Source organism: Azospirillum formosense, from assembly GCF_013340925.1.
Lineage (GTDB): Bacteria > Pseudomonadota > Alphaproteobacteria > Azospirillales > Azospirillaceae > Azospirillum > Azospirillum formosense.
The window spans coordinates 1-19,310 of sequence record NZ_WHOR01000050.1; the positions used below are offsets into that span (position 1 = coordinate 1).

At 69.1% G+C, this 19,310-nt stretch carries 18 protein-coding genes and 1 tRNA gene; 6 read left to right on the plus strand and 13 right to left on the minus strand.

The genetic code is table 11. The annotated features are described in order from the left end of the window. Nucleotides 1-1,124 (plus strand): Na/Pi cotransporter family protein (locus GBZ26_RS09305; RefSeq protein ID WP_174438596.1); only part of this gene is annotated, 1,124 nt, incomplete at its 5' end. An 18-nt stretch (nucleotides 1,125-1,142) separates the two neighbouring features. On the opposite strand, the gene GBZ26_RS09310 is transcribed toward GBZ26_RS09305, so the two are convergent. The 8 genes from GBZ26_RS09310 to GBZ26_RS09345 form a co-directional block, all read right to left on the minus strand. Next, entirely contained in the window at nucleotides 1,143-2,090 is a 948-nt protein-coding gene (locus tag GBZ26_RS09310) for an NAD-dependent epimerase/dehydratase family protein (protein WP_174438597.1), read from the minus strand. Nucleotides 2,091-2,427: 337 nt separating this feature from the next. Then, entirely contained in the window at nucleotides 2,428-2,823 is a 396-nt protein-coding gene (locus GBZ26_RS09315; protein ID WP_246653848.1) for a response regulator, read from the minus strand. Next, entirely contained in the window at nucleotides 2,801-4,843 is a 2,043-nt protein-coding gene (locus tag GBZ26_RS09320) for an MASE3 domain-containing protein (protein ID WP_174438599.1), read from the minus strand. Before GBZ26_RS09320 ends, GBZ26_RS09315 begins: the two co-directional genes overlap by 23 nt. Before the next feature lie 219 nt (nucleotides 4,844-5,062). Beyond that, complete coding sequence (locus tag GBZ26_RS09325) at nucleotides 5,063-5,449, minus strand: ribbon-helix-helix domain-containing protein (protein ID WP_174438600.1); 387 nt, start codon at nucleotides 5,447-5,449, stop codon at nucleotides 5,063-5,065. Nucleotides 5,450-5,554: 105 nt separating this feature from the next. Next, entirely contained in the window at nucleotides 5,555-6,265 is a 711-nt protein-coding gene (locus GBZ26_RS09330; RefSeq protein ID WP_174438601.1) for a Crp/Fnr family transcriptional regulator, read from the minus strand. Between the two features lie 56 nt (nucleotides 6,266-6,321). Then, on the minus strand, nucleotides 6,322-7,104 hold the full coding sequence (locus tag GBZ26_RS09335; RefSeq protein ID WP_174438602.1) for a TfuA-like protein: 783 nt from the start codon (nucleotides 7,102-7,104) through the stop codon (nucleotides 6,322-6,324). A gap of 40 nt (nucleotides 7,105-7,144) precedes the next feature. Beyond that, nucleotides 7,145-8,407 (minus strand): YcaO-like family protein, encoded by a 1,263-nt coding sequence (locus tag GBZ26_RS09340; RefSeq protein WP_174438603.1) that lies wholly within the window; start codon nucleotides 8,405-8,407, stop codon nucleotides 7,145-7,147. Between the two features lie 178 nt (nucleotides 8,408-8,585). After that, the gene (locus tag GBZ26_RS09345; protein ID WP_174438604.1) at nucleotides 8,586-8,780 is read right to left on the minus strand and encodes a hypothetical protein; all 195 of its coding nucleotides are present in this window, start codon (nucleotides 8,778-8,780) and stop codon (nucleotides 8,586-8,588) included. Nucleotides 8,781-9,011: 231 nt separating this feature from the next. On the opposite strand from GBZ26_RS09345, the gene GBZ26_RS09350 reads away from it, so the two are divergent. Next, nucleotides 9,012-9,320: a ribbon-helix-helix domain-containing protein gene (locus tag GBZ26_RS09350; protein ID WP_174438605.1), complete on the plus strand. Its 309-nt coding sequence runs from the start codon at nucleotides 9,012-9,014 to the stop codon at nucleotides 9,318-9,320. A gap of 16 nt (nucleotides 9,321-9,336) precedes the next feature. Here GBZ26_RS09350 and GBZ26_RS09355 read toward each other — a convergent pair whose 3' ends face one another. Next, entirely contained in the window at nucleotides 9,337-12,423 is a 3,087-nt protein-coding gene (locus tag GBZ26_RS09355; protein WP_174438606.1) for an ATP-binding protein, read from the minus strand. 376 nt (nucleotides 12,424-12,799) lie between these two features. On the opposite strand from GBZ26_RS09355, the gene GBZ26_RS09360 reads away from it, so the two are divergent. Next, a tRNA-Gly gene (locus GBZ26_RS09360) sits at nucleotides 12,800-12,874 on the plus strand. A 130-nt stretch (nucleotides 12,875-13,004) separates the two neighbouring features. Here the strand turns inward: GBZ26_RS09360 and GBZ26_RS09365 are convergent. After that, the gene (locus GBZ26_RS09365; RefSeq protein WP_174438607.1) at nucleotides 13,005-14,012 is read right to left on the minus strand and encodes an inorganic phosphate transporter; all 1,008 of its coding nucleotides are present in this window, start codon (nucleotides 14,010-14,012) and stop codon (nucleotides 13,005-13,007) included. 4 nt (nucleotides 14,013-14,016) lie between these two features. Continuing rightward, nucleotides 14,017-14,670, minus strand: a complete 654-nt coding sequence (locus GBZ26_RS09370) for a DUF47 domain-containing protein (RefSeq protein WP_174438608.1) — start codon at nucleotides 14,668-14,670, stop codon at nucleotides 14,017-14,019. A 230-nt stretch (nucleotides 14,671-14,900) separates the two neighbouring features. On the opposite strand from GBZ26_RS09370, the gene GBZ26_RS09375 reads away from it, so the two are divergent. Then, entirely contained in the window at nucleotides 14,901-15,947 is a 1,047-nt protein-coding gene (locus GBZ26_RS09375; RefSeq protein WP_174438609.1) for an NrtR DNA-binding winged helix domain-containing protein, read from the plus strand. 58 nt (nucleotides 15,948-16,005) lie between these two features. Beyond that, nucleotides 16,006-16,503, plus strand: a complete 498-nt coding sequence (gene rraA, locus GBZ26_RS09380) for a ribonuclease E activity regulator RraA (protein WP_174438610.1) — start codon at nucleotides 16,006-16,008, stop codon at nucleotides 16,501-16,503. A gap of 70 nt (nucleotides 16,504-16,573) precedes the next feature. Here rraA and GBZ26_RS09385 read toward each other — a convergent pair whose 3' ends face one another. After that, nucleotides 16,574-16,864: a hypothetical protein gene (locus tag GBZ26_RS09385; protein ID WP_174438611.1), complete on the minus strand. Its 291-nt coding sequence runs from the start codon at nucleotides 16,862-16,864 to the stop codon at nucleotides 16,574-16,576. Between the two features lie 142 nt (nucleotides 16,865-17,006). Further along, nucleotides 17,007-18,212 carry an MFS transporter gene (locus tag GBZ26_RS09390; RefSeq protein WP_174438612.1) on the minus strand — a complete coding sequence of 402 codons (1,206 nt, stop codon included), beginning with the start codon at nucleotides 18,210-18,212 and terminating at the stop codon, nucleotides 17,007-17,009. A gap of 157 nt (nucleotides 18,213-18,369) precedes the next feature. Between GBZ26_RS09390 and GBZ26_RS09395 the strand changes: the two genes are divergently transcribed. Continuing rightward, nucleotides 18,370-19,170, plus strand: a complete 801-nt coding sequence (locus tag GBZ26_RS09395) for an AraC family transcriptional regulator (protein ID WP_174438613.1) — start codon at nucleotides 18,370-18,372, stop codon at nucleotides 19,168-19,170. The last annotated feature ends 140 nt before the right edge of the window (nucleotides 19,171-19,310 follow it).

A 19,310-nucleotide genomic window follows, 5' to 3' on the forward strand; every position in this document is an offset into this window, starting at 1 on the left:
CGGGGGCGGTGCTGCCCAGCCGCGCCAGGGTGATGTTGGGGGGGTCGCTGGCCGGGGGGGGGGTGATCGGGACCGAGACGGCGGTGGCGCTGGTCCTGGGGGCCAATCTGGGCGGCGCGGTGCCGGCCGTGCTGGCAACCTCGGCGGACGGCGCGGTGGCGCGGCGCGTGCCGCTGGGCAATCTGCTGGTGCGGGTGACCGGATCGCTGCTGGCCCTGCCGCTGGTGCCGATGGCGGCGGCGCTTCTGGCCGGGGTGGCCCCGCTGACGGCGGTGGTGAGTGCGCATGTCGCTTTCAACGCGGCGCTGGCGCTGCTTTTCCTGCCTCTGGTGACTCCGCTCGCCCGGCTGACCGAACGGTTGCTGCCCGAGCCGGAGGACGCGGGCGAGGACGCCGCGACGCCGCGGCATCTCGACGAGTCGGCGCTGGAGACCCCCTCCGTCGCCATCGCCGGCGCCGTGCGCGAGACGCTGCGGCTGGGTGATCTGGTGGAGGACATGCTGCGCCGCAGCCTGACCGCCCTGCGCCAGAACGACGAACGCCCGATCGCCGAGGTCAGCCGTGCCGACGACCGGGTGGACCGGCTGCACACCGCGCTCAAGCTCTATCTCGCCAAGCTGGGACGCCACCACCTCGACGCCGAGGAGACACGGCGGGTCGACGACCTGATGGCTTTCGCCATCAACCTGGAGCACATCGGCGACATCATCGACAAGAGCCTGATGGAACTCGCCGCCAAGCGCATCCGCCACCATCTGCATTTCGCCCCGGAGGATTTCCGGGAGGTGGAGGAACTGCACCGCCGCACGGTGGAGAACCTGCGCACGGCGCTCGGCATCCTGATCGGCGAGGACCGGCGGCTGGCCCGGCAGCTCATCGCCGGCAAGGACGCGGTGCGGGCGCTGGAGCGCACCGCCACCGCCCGCCATCTCGACCGCGTTCGTCGCGGCGACGCCGCCAGCATCGAGACCAGCGCCCTTGTGCTGGACATCCTGCGCGACCTGAAGCGAATCAACGCCCACGTCGCCGCGATCGCCCTGCCGATCCTCGATCAGGTCGGCGAACTCAGCGAAAGCCGCCTGAAGGTGGTCGGCCTGCCACGACTGGAAAGCCGGGACGTGTAGGGGAGGAGAAGCGCGGCGTTACCGCGGCATTTCCCCGGTCAGGGTGGCGCTCAAGCCCTGCAGCAGGCCGAAGCGGCAGCCCTCGCCGAAGGTGGCGCGCAGCCGCGCCGGATCGCCGATGGACACGCGGATGTCGCCCGCCCGCGCCGGCTGGTGCAGGCGGCGCACCCGGCTGGCGCACAGTTCCTGCAAGACCTCCAGCAGCATCAGGAGCGAGGTCGGGCGGCCGGTGCACAGGTTGAAGACCTCAGCCCCCTGGGATTGGCGCTCCATCGCCTTGATATCCATCGCTTTTACGAGGAAGCGCACGACGTCGCCGACGAAGACGAAGTCGCGGACCTGTTCGCCGTCGCCGAAGATCGTCACGTCCTCACCCTGAGCCACGCGGCGGGCGAAGATCGAGATCACCCCGGAATAGGGCGAGGACGGGTCCTGCCGCGGACCGTAGACGTTGAAGAAGCGGAAGCCCGTCGTTGGCACCCCGTGGATGGCCCAGGCGACGTTGGCGTGCAGTTCGCAGCCCAGCTTGTCCACGCCGTAGGCGGACAGCGGGCGCGTCGCGGCGTCCTCGCGCAGCGGGGTGGCCGTGTTGTCGCCGTAGACCGCGGCGGAGGAGGCATAGACCACCGGAACCGGGGCGCCGTTGCGGGCGCTGCGCGCCGCCTCGAAGACGGTGACGGTGCCGGACAGGTTGGTGCGGTGGGTTTCCGCCCACAACTCGCGCGAGCGCTGGACGGAGGCGACGGCGGCCAGATGGAACACGCCGTCCACCCCCTGCATGGCCTGGTGGACCGCGTCCGGGTCGGCGACGTCGCCGACCACCAGCTTCGCCAGAAGCGGCTTGTTCTCCAACCGGCCGGTGCTCATGTCGTCCAGAATGGTGACCCGGTGCCCGTCGCCGATCAGCCGGTCGGCCAGATGCGATCCGATGAATCCGCAGCCGCCGGTCACGAGAAAATGGGCCATGCGCCGTCCTTTCCACCATCGCAATGCATGGTCTCATAGTGGCGAGGGGAGGCGGAGCGGACCAGCCCATCTTAGGGGTAGCGGAGGGCGCAAGGGGTGCGCCGTTCCTGGCCGTTCGGAGTGGGGCATCCCGAATCGGCGCCGATTCAAGGGCCTTTCCCGGCACCCCCGCGGCGGGCAGGCGGGACCGAAGGTTCAACAGCCTTATCCACCATCTTATGCACTTTTTTGTGGATAACTTTGGTCAAGTGGACCGATGGCCGCCGGAGTGCTCCCAGGGTGTCACAGGGGTGTCGTCGTGTGTTTTGAGCAACATCAGGACGGCGTGGCCCTGCGTTCAGCCTGCCTCGGGACCACCTGTCGTGGACAGCAGGCGGGCGATGGCCTTGCGCAGCTCCTCGTTCAGGAAGGGCTTGTAGAGGACGGCGTCCGCCGCGAACATTTCGGCCATCTTCAAGGCGTAGCCCGCGGGAAGGTTCGGCGCCCCGCCCGACATGGCGAGCACCTGCGCGCCGGGGTTGTGGGTGCGCGCGGCCTTGATGACTTCCACCCCGTCGGCCTCGGGCATCAGCACGTCGGTGACAATCAGGTCGAAGACCGCGCCGCCGTCCAGCAGGGCGATGGCGACGCGGCCGTTTTCCGCCTCCACGACCTCGTGGCCGGCCTGTTCGATCACTTCGGTGACCGCCAGCCGCACGGCGGCCGAATCCTCAACGACCAACACCTTCGCCATGAACCAGCATCCCATGTGTCGTTTGGCCCGGTCCGCCGGTCGGAGCGGTGGGCAGGTCGATGATGAAGGACGTTCCGCGTCCGAGAGTGCTTTCGACCAGAATGTCGCCGCCCCCATTCCTGACAATACCATATACCACCGAAAGCCCAAGCCCTGTCCCTTTCCCGACCGGCTTGGTGGTGAAGAAGGGGTCGAACACGCGCTGGCGCGTCGCCTCGTCCATGCCGGTCCCGGTATCGGCGACGGTCAGCCGCACATAGTCGCCTTCGCTGAGCTGGCGGAGGGACGCGTCCCGCTCCTTCAGGCTCAGGGAACGGGCGTCGATGGTCAGGGTGCCGCCCTGCGGCATGGCATCGCGGGCGTTCTGGATCAGGTTGAGGAGCACCTGGGTCAGTTCGGTCGCGGTGATCGTCACAGCGTTCAGGCCGGGCTCCAGCCGCGTATGCATCTCGATGGACACCGGCATCGAGGAAGCCGCGAGTTCCAGGGCGGAGTGCACGGCCTCCTCCAGGTTGCCCGGCGGCGATTCGGCCACCTCGACGCGGGCGAACTGGAGGACGTCGCGCATGATCGTGCGGGCTTTCACCCCGCTGTCGTGGATGGCGTTCAAATAGGCGTGGAGCTTGCGATCCTCTCCGGCACGGCCGCGCGCCAGATCGGACAGGCTGATGACCGGTTGCAGCAGGTTGTTGATCTCGTGGGCAAGGCCGCCGACGAGACTGCCGAGCGCCGCCATGGTCTGCTTCTGCCGGGCTGCTTCCGCCGACTGGCGCCGCGCGCTGATGTCGCTGGTGGTGCCGCGGTAGCCGAGAAAGGTGCCGTTGCCGTCGTAGCGCGGCGTGCCGCTGACCATGACCCAGCGCGCGCTTCCCCCCGGCGAGGCCAGCGGGAAGGACAGGCGGCGGAAGGGCTCCCGCCGGTGCAGGGCCTCCGTCAGGGCGGGAAAGTCCTCCTCGGGACGGTTGCGGTCCAGAAGGTCGGCGTGGGTGAAGCCCAGAAGCTCCGCCCCGCCGCGCCCGGTGGATTCCTGGACCCGCGGCGACAGGGCGGTGAATCGCCCGCGCTCGTCGGTCTCCCAGAACCAGTCGTTGGAGCATTCCAGAAGCGCCCGCCAGCGCGCCTCGCTCTCGCGCAGCTCGGCGGTGCGGGTGGCGATCAGCGATTCGAGTCCGCTCAGATGATCGCGCAGGGCCTCCTCGCTGCGGCGCATCCGGTAGAAGGCGAGGTCGTAGGGGTTTTGCAGGGCGGTGACGATGATCGCCCTGTACAGCAGGTAGAAGGACAGGATCTTGATGAAATGGCCCAGCGCGTTCATCGGCCCGTGAGGGTCGGTGTAGAGCGTGAAGATCAGCTCCTGCGGGGCCAGCAGGGCGATGCCGGCGAAGGTCAGGCCGAACACTCTGGGCTCGAATTGCCGGCGCTTGCGCCACAGCAGCAGGCAGGCGACGACCGCCGCGGCGCTGAAGGTATACTCGGCGCCGACCTTGAAGGCGGTCAAGCCGACGCCCGGAACGAAGCTGTCCGGCATGATGCGGAAGGTGAAGATCGACAGCAGGGTGCAGGCCACGACCGCGGCCTGGATCAGCAGCACGTCGCCCGCGCGCAACCGCTTCTCGGTCAGCAGCGGCGCGGCCAGGAAGACCGCGGCCTGAAGGCCGCGGGCGGCGATCCAGAGCTGGGTGGATTGGTTGGGGCTGGCCTCGCCGATGACGTTCATGCCGGGAAAGGCGATGGCGTGCAGCAGGTCCAGCAGCGCGATGCCCGGCATGGACAGGCCGACGAAAGCGAGGAAGGGCGACTGGTTCGTGTCGCGCGTGTTCCAGGCGATCGTGAAGATCGTCATGGAGATGGCGACGGCGAACAGCTCCACGCAGAGGTGGAACAGCAGGTAATTGTGGCGCATCACCGTGCCCAGAACCGCCATGAGGATCAGCAGGGCGGCAAGGCCGGACAGGAAGGAACGGTCCCGCAGCCAGCGGGTGAGTGTCGGTCTGATGGCGGACGGCTGGGTCCCGCTCATGAACGGTCGGCTCCGCGGTGGACGGGGACGGGCGGCCCACCAACGGCCCGGTCAGCCGACCGTGGCTGTGCCGCGGGACCGATCAACACACCAAATCCCGTCGCGGCGCAAGCCGGACGTTGCGCCGTTCAATCGAACGCGGCATTTCCTCGCAGCGGAGCGGTCGTCACCGCCCGGCCTTCGGGGCCTGCGCTGTTCAGCGGGGATACCGCCAGGAGATCAGCCTTCCTTGGCGGGCTGGGCCGGAGGCAGGTCGAAGGGCGTGCTGACGAAGGGATCGCCGCGGCCATGGCCGGCCCGATCGTGGCCTTTCTCGGTCGCCGCCTTGCGGTAATAGCCGACGATGAACACCCGGACCGCGTTGGCGAGCGATACGGCAACCCCGCGCGACCGCCGCGACTGCGAATCGAGACGGTCCTTGAGGTCACTGCACAGTTCGTCCACGGTCAGGTCTTCCCGGTGGCAGATGTCGTCCAGCGCTTCCCAATAGGACGGTTCCAACCGAAGTTGCGTCGGGCGTCCGAACAGCTTGACGGTACGCGCCACCAGCGGGATGGCGTTCAGCGGCGATGGCGCGTTGGACGCCTGTGAATCCTGACCCGACATAGCCCCGTATTCCTTGAATGTCAGCCGTGTTTGAAACCACGCAGCCAATATAGCGCGATTGAAAAAATTTGCGACGATAAAACTCCCCAGACGTGCAAGGTGGCCTTACGGCACGTCACCCGACTCTCCCGCCATGTCCTTCAGCATGTACAGATTGGTGACGACGATAAAACCTTTGTTATAGGTAATAGACCCGGAGTTGCGCAGTGCACGCAGACTTTTGTTCACCATCTCCCGGGTGACACCCAGCATGGCCGCCAGAGCTTCTTGTGACACGGGCTGGTTGATCCGCAAACCCGCGGGCGTCTTCTGTCCATAGGTGTCGCCGAGCAACAGGATACGCCGGGCCAGCCGGCGCGGCACGTCGTGGAAGACCGCATCCTCGATGTTCTCCGACACCCAGCGCAGCCGTTCGCACAGCACGCCCATCATTCGGATGCACAGGGAGGGGTGCCGTTCCAGGAAGGAAATGAATTCCGGACGATCGATGCGGAACAGTTCCGCCGGCCGCAGCGCGGTCGCCCCGGCGGTGCGGTCCTTCCCGTCGATCAGCGCGATCTCCCCCAGCACGTCGCCGGGGTTCAGGATGTTGAGCAGCATCATCTTGCCGTCCTCGGACGAGGTCGAAACGGCGATCTGACCCTTCATGATGGCGTACAGGCAATCGCCGGGATCGCCCTTGCTGAAGACGGTCTGGTTCTCGCTGAACCGCGACACCCGGCCCAGCGCGACCAGCTCCTGCATCCGGGCGTCGTCGAGAACCCCCAACATTCGGTTGCGCCGCAGGATGGCGGCGATGTCCTTCAGTAAGGCCATGGCGTTCACGGTCCCGGTTGAGTGCCGTTGGACCGTTGATGGCACCCGGTGGACGATCAGTCCAGCGGATTCCCCGTCGGGGGATGCGGAACCGGGCGGTGCACGCCGTCCCGCAGCGCGCGGTCCCAAAGGGCGGTGTGCTCGAAATGGAACCGCGCCTCGGGCGCCCGCCCGCCGCCCACGGCCCAGCGGCGCATGGTCTGGAGCAGGTCCAACGCGTCCTCCCGCTTCTGGTCGATCCGTCCGTTGGGCAGCCAGTGGCGGAAATCGGCGAGTTCCTCCTCCGGCAGCCCCTCGGCGGCGGCGAGGCGGAGCACCCGGCCATAGCCGCGCTCCCGATAGGGCAGTGCCTTGGCGATCGCTTCCAGCCGCTGCGCCGTGGTGGTGGGGACGACGCCCTCCTGCGCGGCGTCGGCCAGCGTGCGGCGGATGTTCACCATGGCCTCGGACAGGCTGGGATAGCCGAGTTCCGCCGGGCCGTGGATCACCGCCACCTCGTCGTCGTCCTCCAGCCGCCCGTCGCGGAAGGCTTCGAAGACGGCGCCGACGCCGATCATGCCGAAGGGATGCAACTCCGCGGCGCGCAGGGCGCCCATGCTGGACGCTCCGAACACGGCCACCCCCTGGTGGATGGCGTGCAGGATCTCCTTGTGCCAGACGGACGGGATGTTCTCGAAGTAGCCGTCCACGATGCCGATCGCCCGCGGCCTGCGGTCGCACAGCCGGATGATGTCGCCCTGGGCGACCGGCGGCAGATAGGTGGCGTCGAGAATCCGGGCCGCGCCGGCGCGGGGCAGGGTGGGGCCGAGGAAGACATAAAGGCCGTCCGGCGTCTGCATGGGGATCTCCGCCTTTGCTCTCACGATGCCAAGTCCGGCCTCAAACACCGGCCGCGGCGCGCGCCCTTGCGCCCATCGCGTAGTCCGGGGTGGAGTCCAGCCCTTCCAGGCCGGGGATGACCAGACGGACCACGGCGATGCCGAACTCCGGCTTGGTCAGGTCCACCGCCACGGCCTCCTCGATGCCGGCGGCGCGCAGCCGGTCGAGCTGGCAGGCCAGATCCTCCTCGACGGTGCGCCCGGCAAGGCTGCGCAGAGCGGCGAAGTCGCGGCGCCCGGCGCCTTCGGTGATCAGCGCCGTCCAGCGCGCGTGCTGCGCCGGGTCGAGATGGCGTTCGTATTCGGAGCGGGACATGTCGTCGCGCGCCCCCGCGATGAAGGTCAGCCGGCTTTGCGCCGCCTCGGTCAGGGCGCGGGACAGCGCGACTTCGGGCGCGGCGTGGCAGCCCATGCCCATGGCCGGGCGGATGCTGTGCTGCGGCGCGTCCTCCCGTGTCGCGATGCGGCAGAGGATGGCCGGCAGGCCGATGTCGCTGGTGATGTCCCACAGGCCGACCGCGACGCCCGCGTCGTCGAAGCGGTCGAGCAGGGAGCGGCAGACCGGGTCGTCGATGGTGGCCGGATCGATGCGGGTGGCGGCCTGGGCCTCCGGGGAGGCGAGGCGCCACAGCGTGGCGGCGTCGCGCTCGACCAGTTCGGTCATGGCGTGCGCGGTCGCCTCGGCGAGGCTGTTGCCCGAGGCCAAGCCGTTGGACCCGGCGAGGAAGCAGCCGGACCCCGGCGGCATCGGCAGCGTGAAATTCAGATGAACCGTCTCGAAGGGCACCCATTTGCGTCCGCCGCCCAGCAGATCCTCGCCCTCGATCCACAGCATCGGAGTGTGGGGGGTGAAGCGGCTGGTCGACAGCCGCGGCAGACGGGCCACGTCCACCACCCTATGGGTCCAGCGCAACTCGTCGTGGCTGGCGTATTTCAGGGGCAGCGTGATGCGTTCGGCGTGATAGCTCTCGATCGACTCCATGACGCCCGACACCTTTGCGGCGGCCAACGTCACGCCCTTGCCCTGGGCGACGGAGATGGAGCGGGAATTTGGACGGGTCACCATCACGACCGGGATGCCGACATGGTCGAGCCCCGTGACGTTCGCCACCCGCGTGATGCCCATGACGGGAAGGAAGGGGGCGACGCGGGCCAGCGTCTGGTCCGGCGTGGCGATCCGGTGGGTTCCGGTGGTGTGGACCTTCAGCGGCTGGTCGGACATGGACGGGTCCCGGGCGATGCCGCGGACGAAGTCGAGGGGCATGGAAGAGGGTCTCCGCCGTAGGATGCCGACCTGGTATGCCCGTGGTTGAGCCGGACGGAAAACCGGCGAAGGACGAGGGAGCGGGCGGGGACCGTGGCAGGCCGGCCAGGGAAAACGCCGGCCGCCACGGCCCGAAGAACAGGCCCGAGCAGCGGGCCCTGCAGGTTCGCCCCGCCGATCAGAGGCCCGGGGTGATCGCGTGGCGGGCGGCCTCGTGGTCGTCGCTGTTGAAGGTGCGGCGGTCGCCGATGCGGGCGGCGGCGGTCAGCGCGGCGGCCTGCTCGGCAACTTCGGTCACGCCCTGGGCGGTCACGGCGAAGAGACGGCCGTCGGCACCACGGATGAGGGCGGTCTGGTCGATGATGGCGGTCATGGGAACAGCTCCTGGGCGTGGGTTTCGAGGAACCGCGAATACTGCGGTATGTCGAAACCTTCGCTGGAACGCCCCGTCCGGACTGTGAAGAACTTCACATGCCGGACGCCCCGTGCCCGGGTAAAGATCGCTTACACACGCACACGCGTATGTTCAGTCCCGGAAAAATTCCGGTGACCCGGGAAAAATTCGCCAGGCCGAGAACCGGCCAGCCGAGACAGGAGCGTACCGATGAAGTTGGACCGCCGCATTCCCCGCAGCCTCGACGAGATGGCCGACCTCAGCTCGCTCGCAGCTCCGCCCGCCGTGGTGACCCGCTCGCTGACGATCGGAGGGCGCCGCGCCACCCTGCGGCTGGAGGCGACGATCTGGGACGGCCTGAAGGACATCGCCAAGTCCCAGGGCAAGTCGCTGGAGGCGCTGTGCGCCGACATCCACGACGGCCGGACCGAAGGCATCCCCTTCGCCACCAGCGTCCGGGTCTATGTGCTGAACCATTTCCGCAGCACCGCCGCGGGCAGCACCACGCTGGTGGCCTGACGCTCCGGCGGGGCGTTCATCGGGTCAGGCCGGCCGCGGCGAGGCAGCGGCGGAAGGTCCGGCAGCGGTCGGAAAGCGGCATCATGGACAGCTGGCGGCTCATCGTCTCGGCAGCCGCCAGATGCTCCATGGCTTCGCGGTGCTGGCCGGTGGCGGTGAAGGCCTGGGCCAGGGCGAAGTGCGACCAGCCCTGCTCGGACAGTTGCCCGGCGTCCGTCGCGATGCCCAGCGCGTTGGCGGCGCAGCCGATCGCGGTGTCGTGCTGCGCCGTTTCCAGGGCCAGATCGGACATCCAGTTCAGAATCCGCGGCCTGGGCAGCGAGTGATTCAGAATGTGCGCCTGTTCCAGGCTGGCGTTCAGCAGCCGCGCACCCTCCGCGGCCCCGCCGGTGCGGGCGATGGCGTAGCCCAGCGCGCCCAGCGTGATCGGCTGGAAGATGTGCAGGCGCGTCGCCTCGGTGATCGTCACCGCGTCCTTCAGCAGCGGCAGGGCCTCGGTGAAGCGCTCGCCGATGATGTGGACCAGCGCCAGATGCACCTTCACCGATGACACGGAGAAGGCGTGCCCGACCTCTTCCGCGATGTCGAGCGCGTGGTGCATCACCCGGACGGCCTCCTCGTCGCGCCCCAGTTCGGCGAGGCAGCGGCCCTGGTAGGCGGCGGTGATGGCGACCGCCACCGCGGTCAGGCCGAACCGCGCGCGGGGGGCATGGGCCAGCGCCAGGGTGCGCGCCTGCTCCAGCTTTTCCTGGGCCTCCGGGAATTGCCCCTTGTCCACCAGCATGCCGCCCAGCCGCATCAGCCCCTGGATGCGCAGTTCCATCGTCCCCTGGTTGCCCAGATGGTCGAGCGCGCTGCGGCTGAGCGCGATGGCTCCGTCGAGCACGCCGTAGACCCATTGGAAGGACGCCTTAAGCGAGGTCGCCCGGGCGTAGCGGACACGGTCGTCGATGCCCAGAGCCATGTCCCGCGCCTCCTCCAGCGGGTCGCCGGCCAATTGGCGCCCCTGCGGCAGCAGGACGAGGGGAATGCCGATCCACAGGTCGATCCGCCGCTGGGTGTTGCGGCGGGTGTCCGGCAGATGGTCCAAGGCCTTCAGCGCCTGTTCGTAGAAACGCCCGGCGTCGAAATGCTTGCAACGCATCTCCGCCCGGCGTCCGGCCCGGCGTCCGTAGGCGCAGGCGAGCGGCCAATCCTCGGCGTAGAAGGCGTGATGGGCGATCAGTTCGGCCCGGTTGGGCAGGTTGCGGTCGGACCGCCGGCGCAGAGCGTGCAGAACCCGCCCGTGCAGCGGCTGACGCTCCCGCTTGGTCAGGGTGGCGTAGGCGACCTCCTGGACCAGCGCGTGGCGGAAGGTCAGCTCCAGATTCGGCAGCAGGCGGGAACGCGCGAAAAAGCCGCTCTGCTCCAGCCGGGCCAAAGCCGACGGCAGTTCGGCGGCGGGGATCGGGGACACCGCGCGCAGCAGGCCCAGATCGACCGACGTGCCGATCACCGCCGCGTGCATCAGCACCCGGCGCGGGCCGGGCTCCAGCGCGTCGATCCGTGAAGCGAGCAAGCCGTGCACCGTGGCCGGCAAAGCCATCCGGGCGTCGGTCTTGCCCAGGTTGTAACGGCCCGGGCTGCCGACGATGACCCCGGTGGTCTCCAGGGTGCGCAGCGATTCCTCCAGATAGAGCGGCACGCCCTGGCTTTGCGTGGCGACGCGCGCCTTCAGGTCGGCCAGCGACGGGCTGTGGCCCAGCCAGTGGTCCAGGAACTCGTCGGCCTGCAGCGGCTCCAGCGGTTCGAGCGCGAGGGTGTGGACGGAGTCCGGCGCGGTCCAGCCGCCCGGCGTGTCCGGCCGCGAGGTGACCAGGACGAAGACCCGGGCGTCCTCCACCCCCTCGGACAAGGTGTCCAGCAGGCGGTTGGTCAGCCCGCGCGTCCAGTGCGCGTCCTCGACGAGGATCAGCAGCGGGCGCTCCACCGACAGCTCGCGGATCGCCGCGACCAGCCCCTCGACGCTGAAGTCGGCCTTCTGGGCCGGGTCGAGCCCTTGCCACAGCGGATGGACGGAAGGCTGGCCGAGCAGTTCCCGCATCGCTTCGCCGGCCAGTTCGCCGCCGTTGCGCGCGGCGGCGGCGGTCAGGCGCGTCACCGCCAAGCCATCCAGCGTGGAGCCATCCGGCGTGGGGCCATCCAGCGCCGGGCCATCCGCGGCCCCACGGACCGACAGGGCGAGGCAACGGGCTGCCGCCTCCAGATCGTCGGGGTCGCCCAGGCGGCGGATCGGGAACTGCGGCCAGATGACGACGGTGAAGGCCGCCGCCTCCGGGCTGCGCATCAGCTCTCCGGTCAGCCTCGATTTGCCGATGCCGGCCTCCCCGATCAGGACGGTGCAGGCGCCGCGTCCCCGCTGGGCCTGCCGCAGCGCGCCGGTCAGCACCGCCAACTCAGGTTGGCGCCCGACGAACAGGGTGCCTTCGGCGGACAGCAGATCCATCGCCGTGCGCCGCATCGCCCGCGCCGCTTCCAGCGCGAAGGCGGTCACCGGTTCCGCCGTGGCGGACAGGCGCAGCGTCCCCGCCGGGCGGACGGTCAGGCCCTTCGGCACGAGGTCCAACGTCTCGTGGCTCAGCAGCACGCTGTTGGGGTGCGCCCGCTGCTGCAGCTTGGCGGCGACATGCACGGTCTCGCCCACCGTGCGGTAGTCGGTCCAGACGCCTGTCTCGATGATCTGGGCCACCACCTCGCCGGAGCTGATGCCGATCCGCATTTTGAACTCGTCCGAATCGATGGCCGAGCGGGCGATGTCCTGTGCGGCGAGGCAGGCGCGCAACGCGTGGTCCTCCTGAGCGGAGGGGGCGCCGAACACCGCCATGATGCCGTCGCCCAACACCTGGGCCACCGTGCCGCCGTAGCGCTCCACCGCGTCGGTCAGGATTTGCAGGATGGTGAGAAGGGTTTGGTCGGCCTCCTCCGGGTCGCGGCCCGACACCATGCTGGAGGATTCGACGATGTCGGCGAACAGCACGGTCACGACCTTGCGTTCGGCGCCGTTGCGCCGGGCCGCTCCGCCATCCGGCGAGTCGGCGGCGGGCATGGCGTCGGGCGCGGGCATGGGCCGGCACGACGCGTCCCGAGGCGCGCCCCGAGGCGCCGCCGAGGGCATCGATTGCGATTCGCCCAAGTCCATGTCCGTTCCGGCCATCGAAGCCCCCCTGCGGAGCGTCATCGGCATGTTAGAGGAAACAATTTCGAATGCGCAGACATTCAAAACAAGAGATGGATAATTTCACTCGGAAAAGCTCAGCCTAGCATATGTTGGTATGTTTTCTTGTGCAATCAGCAAGCGGCAGCATGCGCCGGCCCGGATTCCTGCCAAGCCTGCCTGCCATGCCTGCCCCGGGGCGCCGCGCGGCTTGAGGCGGCGTGAAAATTAAGGCTTGCCTTGGCCGTCGCCGGAGCGTATACGGGCGCTCCTCCGCTGGAGCGGCGCGGGCGTAGCTCAGGGGTAGAGCACAACCTTGCCAAGGTTGGGGTCGAGGGTTCGAATCCCTTCGCCCGCTCCATTTTCAGCGCGGACGGTACGAAAAAGGGCGGCCTTGGGCCGCCCTTTTCGCGTTTGGGGAGTCGCATTCGGGGCTCGCTCGCGGAAGCCGGTGGCGGGCCTTTCCGGCCCGCCGTGCCGCGTTCCGGCTGTCACCACAGCGCCAGCGACAGCTCGTAGAAGAGCGCGCCGACCACGGCGGTCGCCGGCAGGGTGATGACCCAGGCCATCACGATGCCCTGCGCCAGACCCCAGCGCACCGCGCTGGTGCGGCGGGCGGCGCCGACACCGATGATCGCGCCGGTGATGGTGTGCGTCGTGCTGACCGGCACGCCGAGCCACGTCGCGACGAACAGGGTGATGGCTCCGCCCGTCTCCGCGCAGGAGCCCTGGACCGGCTTCAGGTCGGTCAGCTTCGACCCCATGGTCTTGACGATCCGCCAGCCGCCGAACAGCGTGCCCAGACCCATCGCGGCCTGGCAGGTGATGACCACCCAGAAGGGCACGTGGAAGGTTTCGCCCAACAGGCCCTGGGAATAGAGCAGTACGGCGATGATGCCCATGGTCTTCTGCGCGTCGTTGCCGCCGTGCCCCAGGCTGTAGAGCGCGGCGGAGCCGATCTGCAGGTGGCGGAACAGCCGGTCGACCGCGAAGGGGGTGGTGCGCCGGAACAGCCAGGACACCGCCACGATCATCACGCTGGCCAGCAGGAAGCCGACCACCGGCGAGACGACGATGGCCGCGGCGGTCTTCGCCAGACCGGACACCACCACGGCGTCCAGTCCCGCCTTCGCCACGCCGGCCCCGACGAGGCCGCCGATCAGCGCGTGGGAGGAACTGGACGGGATGCCCAGCCACCAGGTGAAGACGTTCCAGACGATGGCGCCCATCAGCGCGCCGAAGATGACGTGCGGGTCCACCACCCCCGCCCCGACGATGCCGGTGCCGATGGTGGTCGCCACATGCAGCCCGAAGAACAGGAAGGCGATGAAATTGAAGAAGGCGGCCATCGCGACGGCGGTCCGCGGCGACAGCACGCGGGTGGAGACGACCGTCGCGATGGAGTTGGCCGCGTCGTGCAGCCCGTTGAGGAAATCGAAGAGGAGGGCGACGCCGATCAGCCCGATGAGGATGGGCAGGGCGAGGGTAGCGGCTTCCATGGGATCAGACCTGTTCGACGATGATGCCGTCGATGGTGTCGGCCACGTCCTCGCAGGCATCGAGCACGCGTTCCAGCAGCTCGATGATCTCGCGTTGAAGGGCGTGGCGATGGGTGATGGGGGCGTCGAGCCCGCCGCTCTCGTCGCGCAGCCGGTGATTGGCCTCGCGCAGGAGCCGGTCGCCTTCGCTCTCGATCCGCGAGACCTCGGCGGTCATCGCGTGGAGTTGCTCGACGTGTTTGGGGATGTCGCGGAGCAGGGGGATGCCCGCGCTCAGCCGATTGGTGCAGCGCACGATGGCATCGGCCTGGGCGTGCATTTCCGGCGTGTAGTCGGTGAAGCCCGCCTCCACGAGGTGACGCGCGGTCTCCTCGATGAGGTTGAGCACGTCGTCCATCCGCTTGCCGAGTTCCTGGATGTCCGAACGGTCGAAGGGCACGATGAAGCTGCGGTGGACGGCGAGCTGGATGTCCTTCTCGATGGCGTCGGCCTCGCTCTCGACCCGGCGGATGGTTTGGAACCGCTCCTCCAGGTCCTGGCCGCTGGCCATCATCGCCCGCAGCGCTTCGGCGCCCGTGGCGACAGTCCGGGCATGCTCGGCGAACAGGTCGAAAAACCGTTCTTCGCGCGGCATCAGGGCCCGGAACAAATTCAGCATGCGTGGTTCTCCAACTTACGCCGGCCGGCAGTGCTGGGAGCCCGCACGGACGCGCGCGAGCCTCAGCGTCGCGGCTGGTGTAACATCCCCGGCGCTTGTGGGGAGTCACAAAAGTGTCATGCCGGGCCGGCTTGCGGCGAGATTTCACGGGGGTGCCCGGCGGAAAGACCGGTGATTTGCCGCGGCGGGCCGCTTATCCTGCCGCCGACGGATCGGCAACGGGGTGGCGCGTGGCAGGGGAAACACAGATCGGCTCGGAAACACAGATCGGCCTGGCGGCCGCCATCGTTTCGGTGGGCGTGTCCCCGGCGAACGGCGCCGAGCCGCGCGTGGTGACCGTGCGAAGTGGCTTCGAGATCCCCGAATCGCACCGCCGCGGCGACGAGCCGCCGCCCCATCGCGACGCCCTGCCGGGCGCCCCCTTCGATCCCGAGCGCTTCCGCACCCTTCAGGACGGCCTGCGCGCGGTGGCGGAGGACGCGGCCGGGCTGACCCTGCGCTATGTCGAGCAGCTCTACAGCTTCGGCGACCGCTACCGCGACCCGCATGAGCTGTTCGGTGGCCCGCGCTCTCTGGTGGTCGGCTATCTGGCCTTGCTGCGCGAGGCGCCGCTTCGCATCGACGGCGCGGAATGGCGCGGCCTCTACGAGTTCTTCCCCTGGGAGGACTGGCGCGAGTCGCCGCCGGCGCTGCTCGACTCGGTGATCCGCCCGGCGCTCGCCCGCTGGGTCGCTGCCGCCCCGGACGAGCCCGCCCGCGCCCGCCGCGGCGAGCGCGCCCGCATGGCCTTCGCCCTGGATGGCGGGGAGTGGGACTCCGAACGGGTGCTGGAACGCTACGAGCTGCTCTACGAGGCCGGGCTGGTGGTGGAGGCGTTCCGCGACCATGACCTTGCCCGCCGGGCGGGGGTGGAGGAGCGGACGGTGCGGCTGGAGATGCCGCGCGCGCTGGGCCGCCCGATGGCCCGCGACGGCCGCCGCGTCCTGGCGACGGCGCTGGAGCGGCTGCGCGGCAAGCTGAAATACCGCCCCATCGTGTTCGAGCTGCTGCCCCCGACCTTCACCCTGCACCAGCTTCAGCAGGTGGTCGAGGCGCTGTCCGGCGAGCGGCTGCACAAGCAGAATTTCCGGCGCCTGATGATCTCCGGCGGGCTGGTGGAGCCGACCGGCCAGTATGAGAGCCAGACCGGCGGGCGCCCCGCCGAACTCTACCGCTTCCGCCGCAGCGCCATCCTGGAGCGCACCAGCACCGGGGCCATCGCCGCGCCGGAGGATTGACCATCGCCGATCTGGGGGTATTCTTCCGCCAATACCTAAAGAAGGGGAGCGAAACCGCATGACCGATTTCGACAGCACCTGCGACCTCTACGACCGGTTCGAGAAGACCGCCCGCGTCGCCGACCCCGTCTTCCGCGATTTCGGCGGGCGTTGCAAATTCAGCGGCGCCGCGGTGACCGTGAAGTGCTTCGAGGACAATTCCCGCGTCAAGGAGACGCTGGGCACGCCGGGTCGGGGCAAGGTGCTGGTGGTGGACGGCGGCGGCGGCCTGCGCGCCGCCCTGATGGGCGACCTGATCGCCAAGGACGCGGTGAAGAACGGTTGGGAAGGCGTGGTCATCCACGGTTGCGTCCGCGATGCCGCCGTGCTTGCCACGCTGGACCTGGGCATCAAGGCGCTGGCGGCGATCCCGCGCAAGACCGTCCGCAACGGCGAGGGCCAGACGGGGCTGCCGGTGACGCTGGCCGGCATCCGTATCAATTCCGGCGATCTCGTCTTCGCCGACGAGGACGGCGTGCTGGTGCTGGCTCCCGAGGAGTTCGGCGCGACCGCGTGAGCCCTGCGTTTGAAAGCCCTCCCCCGCTCAGCGGGGGAGGGTTGGGTGGGGGCTCAATGGGAGAGCCCCGTCACGTACCGACCTTCTCCCAGCCCATCTTCTGGTACCGGTATTCCAGGATCGTCGGGGCCGCGCAGGCGTAGCCGACCCAGACGCCCAGCGTCATCAGAATGCCGGTCGGCCACAGCAGGAGGGAGATGAGGATCAGCAGCGCGTGAATCCCGGCGTGCAGCCACTCGGCCTTTTTCGCGAAGTAGACGGGGCCGAGCAGAAAGGCCCAGAGGATCTCGCGGTTGGTCACCGCCTCCCGCTGGCCGTTCGCGGGGTTCTCGAACACCATCCCGGACGGAGCCGCCGCCATCCCTGCCTCCCTTTGGTTGTTTGATTCTATTTGGGGAGGCAGTCTGGACGACGGCGGCCCGGCCTGTCGAGGCCGAAACAGCCTTTTTCCGGATGGTGGAGCGGAGACCCGTCCGGCGGACCCGCGGCGGCGCGCTTGCGGTTCAGGGCTCCTTGTGCGGGGACAGGTTGGGCAGCAGCGCAGCGAACAGGCCGAGCAGAGGGACGACCGAACTGGCCTGGAAGACGAAGCCGATGCCTTTCCAGTCGGCCAGGACGCCGAGTCCGGCGGCGGCCACTCCGCCGATCCCGAAGGCCAGACCGAAGAACAGGCCGGACACCATGCCGACGCGGCCGGGCATCAGTTCCTGCGCGTAAACGATGATGGCCGGGAAGGCCGAGGCCAGGGCCAGCCCGATCACCGCGCTGAGCATGACCGTCGCGGACAGCCCGACATGGGGCAGCAGAAGCGTGAAGGGCAGAATGCCGAGGATCGACACCCAGATGACCGTCTTGCGTCCGATCCGGTCGCCGATCGGGCCGCCGATGATCGTGCCGATCGCCACCGCCGCCAGGAAGACGAACAGGCAGAGCTGCGCCGCGTCCGGCTCCAGGGCGAAACGCTCCATCAGGAAGAAGGTGTAGAAGCTGGTGAGGCTGGCCAGGTAGACGTATTTGGACAGGATCAGCACCATCAGCACGGCCAGCGCCCGGTTCACCTGCCCGTGGGTCAGGCCGGCGTGACGGACCGCGGCGCCGCGGCGGACCGGGCGGGCGTGGTCGCTGCGCGCGTACCAGCGGCCGATGCCGGTCAGCAGGACCATGCCGCCCAGGGCGGCCAGTGCGAACCAGGACAGGCTCTCCTGCCCGCGCGGCAGGATGATGTAGGCGGCCAGCAGCGGCCCCAGCGCCGACCCGGCGTTGCCGCCCACCTGGAACAGCGACTGCGCCAGCCCGTGCGCCCCGCCGGAGGCCAGACGGGCGATCCGCGACGCTTCCGGATGGAAGACCGAGGAACCGAGGCCCAGCAGGGTCGCTCCGATCAGCAGCGCCGCGTAGTTCGGCGCGAAGGCCAGCGTGACCAGCCCGACCAGCGACGCCCCCATGCCGATGGTCAGGGAGTAGGGCGCCGGCCGCCGGTCGGTGGCGAGCCCGATGATCGGCTGAAGCAGCGAGGCGGTGATCTGGTAGATCAGGGTGAGCAGGCCGATCTGCGCGAAGCTGAGGTCGAATCCGCCCTTCAGGATCGGGTAGATCGCTGGCAGCAGGGACTGGATCAGGTCGTTCAGCAAATGGCAGACGCTGATCGTCCCCAGGACGGGCAGGGCCGTCCCCCCGGCCTTGGGCCGGGACAGGGTGGTGTCGGTCACGAAAGGAAGCCTTTTTGGGCGCTTGGCCGGGTTTGGCGCTTGGCCGGGTTTGGCGCTTGGCCGGCGGGCGGCGCGTTGCTTGGTGTGGAGCAACAGCCTATGGTGGGCGGCGGCGGCCTGCCACCGCGGTCAGGCCGATTTCTTACGAGACTGGGCCATGGTCCGGAACCTGCGCATCGACACGGTCGAGGAGTCGCCCAGGCCGCTGATCGCCCTGGGGCAGGATCACGCGGACGGCACCGTGCTGGCCGCCCACACGCACCGGCGCGGGCAGTTGCTGTCCGGGGCGACGGGGACGCTTGTGCTCTCCACCGCCCAGGGGCGCTGGGTGATGCCGCCCCATTGCGGGCTGTGGATTCCGCCGGGCGTTCCGCACGAGGTCCGCATGATCGGGATGGTCATGACGCGGAGCCTCTATCTGGCTCCCGCGCTGGCCGACACCATGCCGGGCCGCTGCGAGGTGGTGGCGCTGTCGCCCTTCTTCCGCAGCCTGATCGGACGGGCGATCGACGTGCCGGTGGACTACGATCCGGACAGCCACGACGGCGCGGTGATGGCATTGCTTCTGCACGAGATGCGGCGGCTTCCGGTGGAACCGCTGTCGCTTCCCTTTCCCGCCCACGCCGCCCTGGCGGAGCGCTGCCGGCGGTTCCTCCAGGAGCCGACGATCCAGGCGACGATCGAGGGGTGGAGCGACGGGCTGGGCATGAGCCGCCGCAACTTCACGCGGCTGTTCCGGCGCGAGACGGGGCTGAGCTTCGTGGAGTGGCGCCAGCAGGCGTGCTTGGTGTCCGCCCTGCCGCGTCTGGTCGCCGGGGTGCCGGTGACGACGGTCGCGCTGGATCTCGGCTACGACAACCCGGCGGCTTTCACGACGATGTTCAAGCGGACGCTGGGGGCGTCGCCGCGCGCCTATCTGGCGCAGGCCGGTGCTCATGGCGCGGAGCGTTCGGACTGAGGCTCTTCGTGTCTTTGCGGTTCAAATCTCAATGCCAAAGATGAAAAGCCCCGCCGGAGCGATCCCGGCGGGGCTTTTCATCAACGCGGAAGTTCTCGCACCCGGCCCCCTCCCGACCTCCCCCCGCTTGCGCGAGGGGA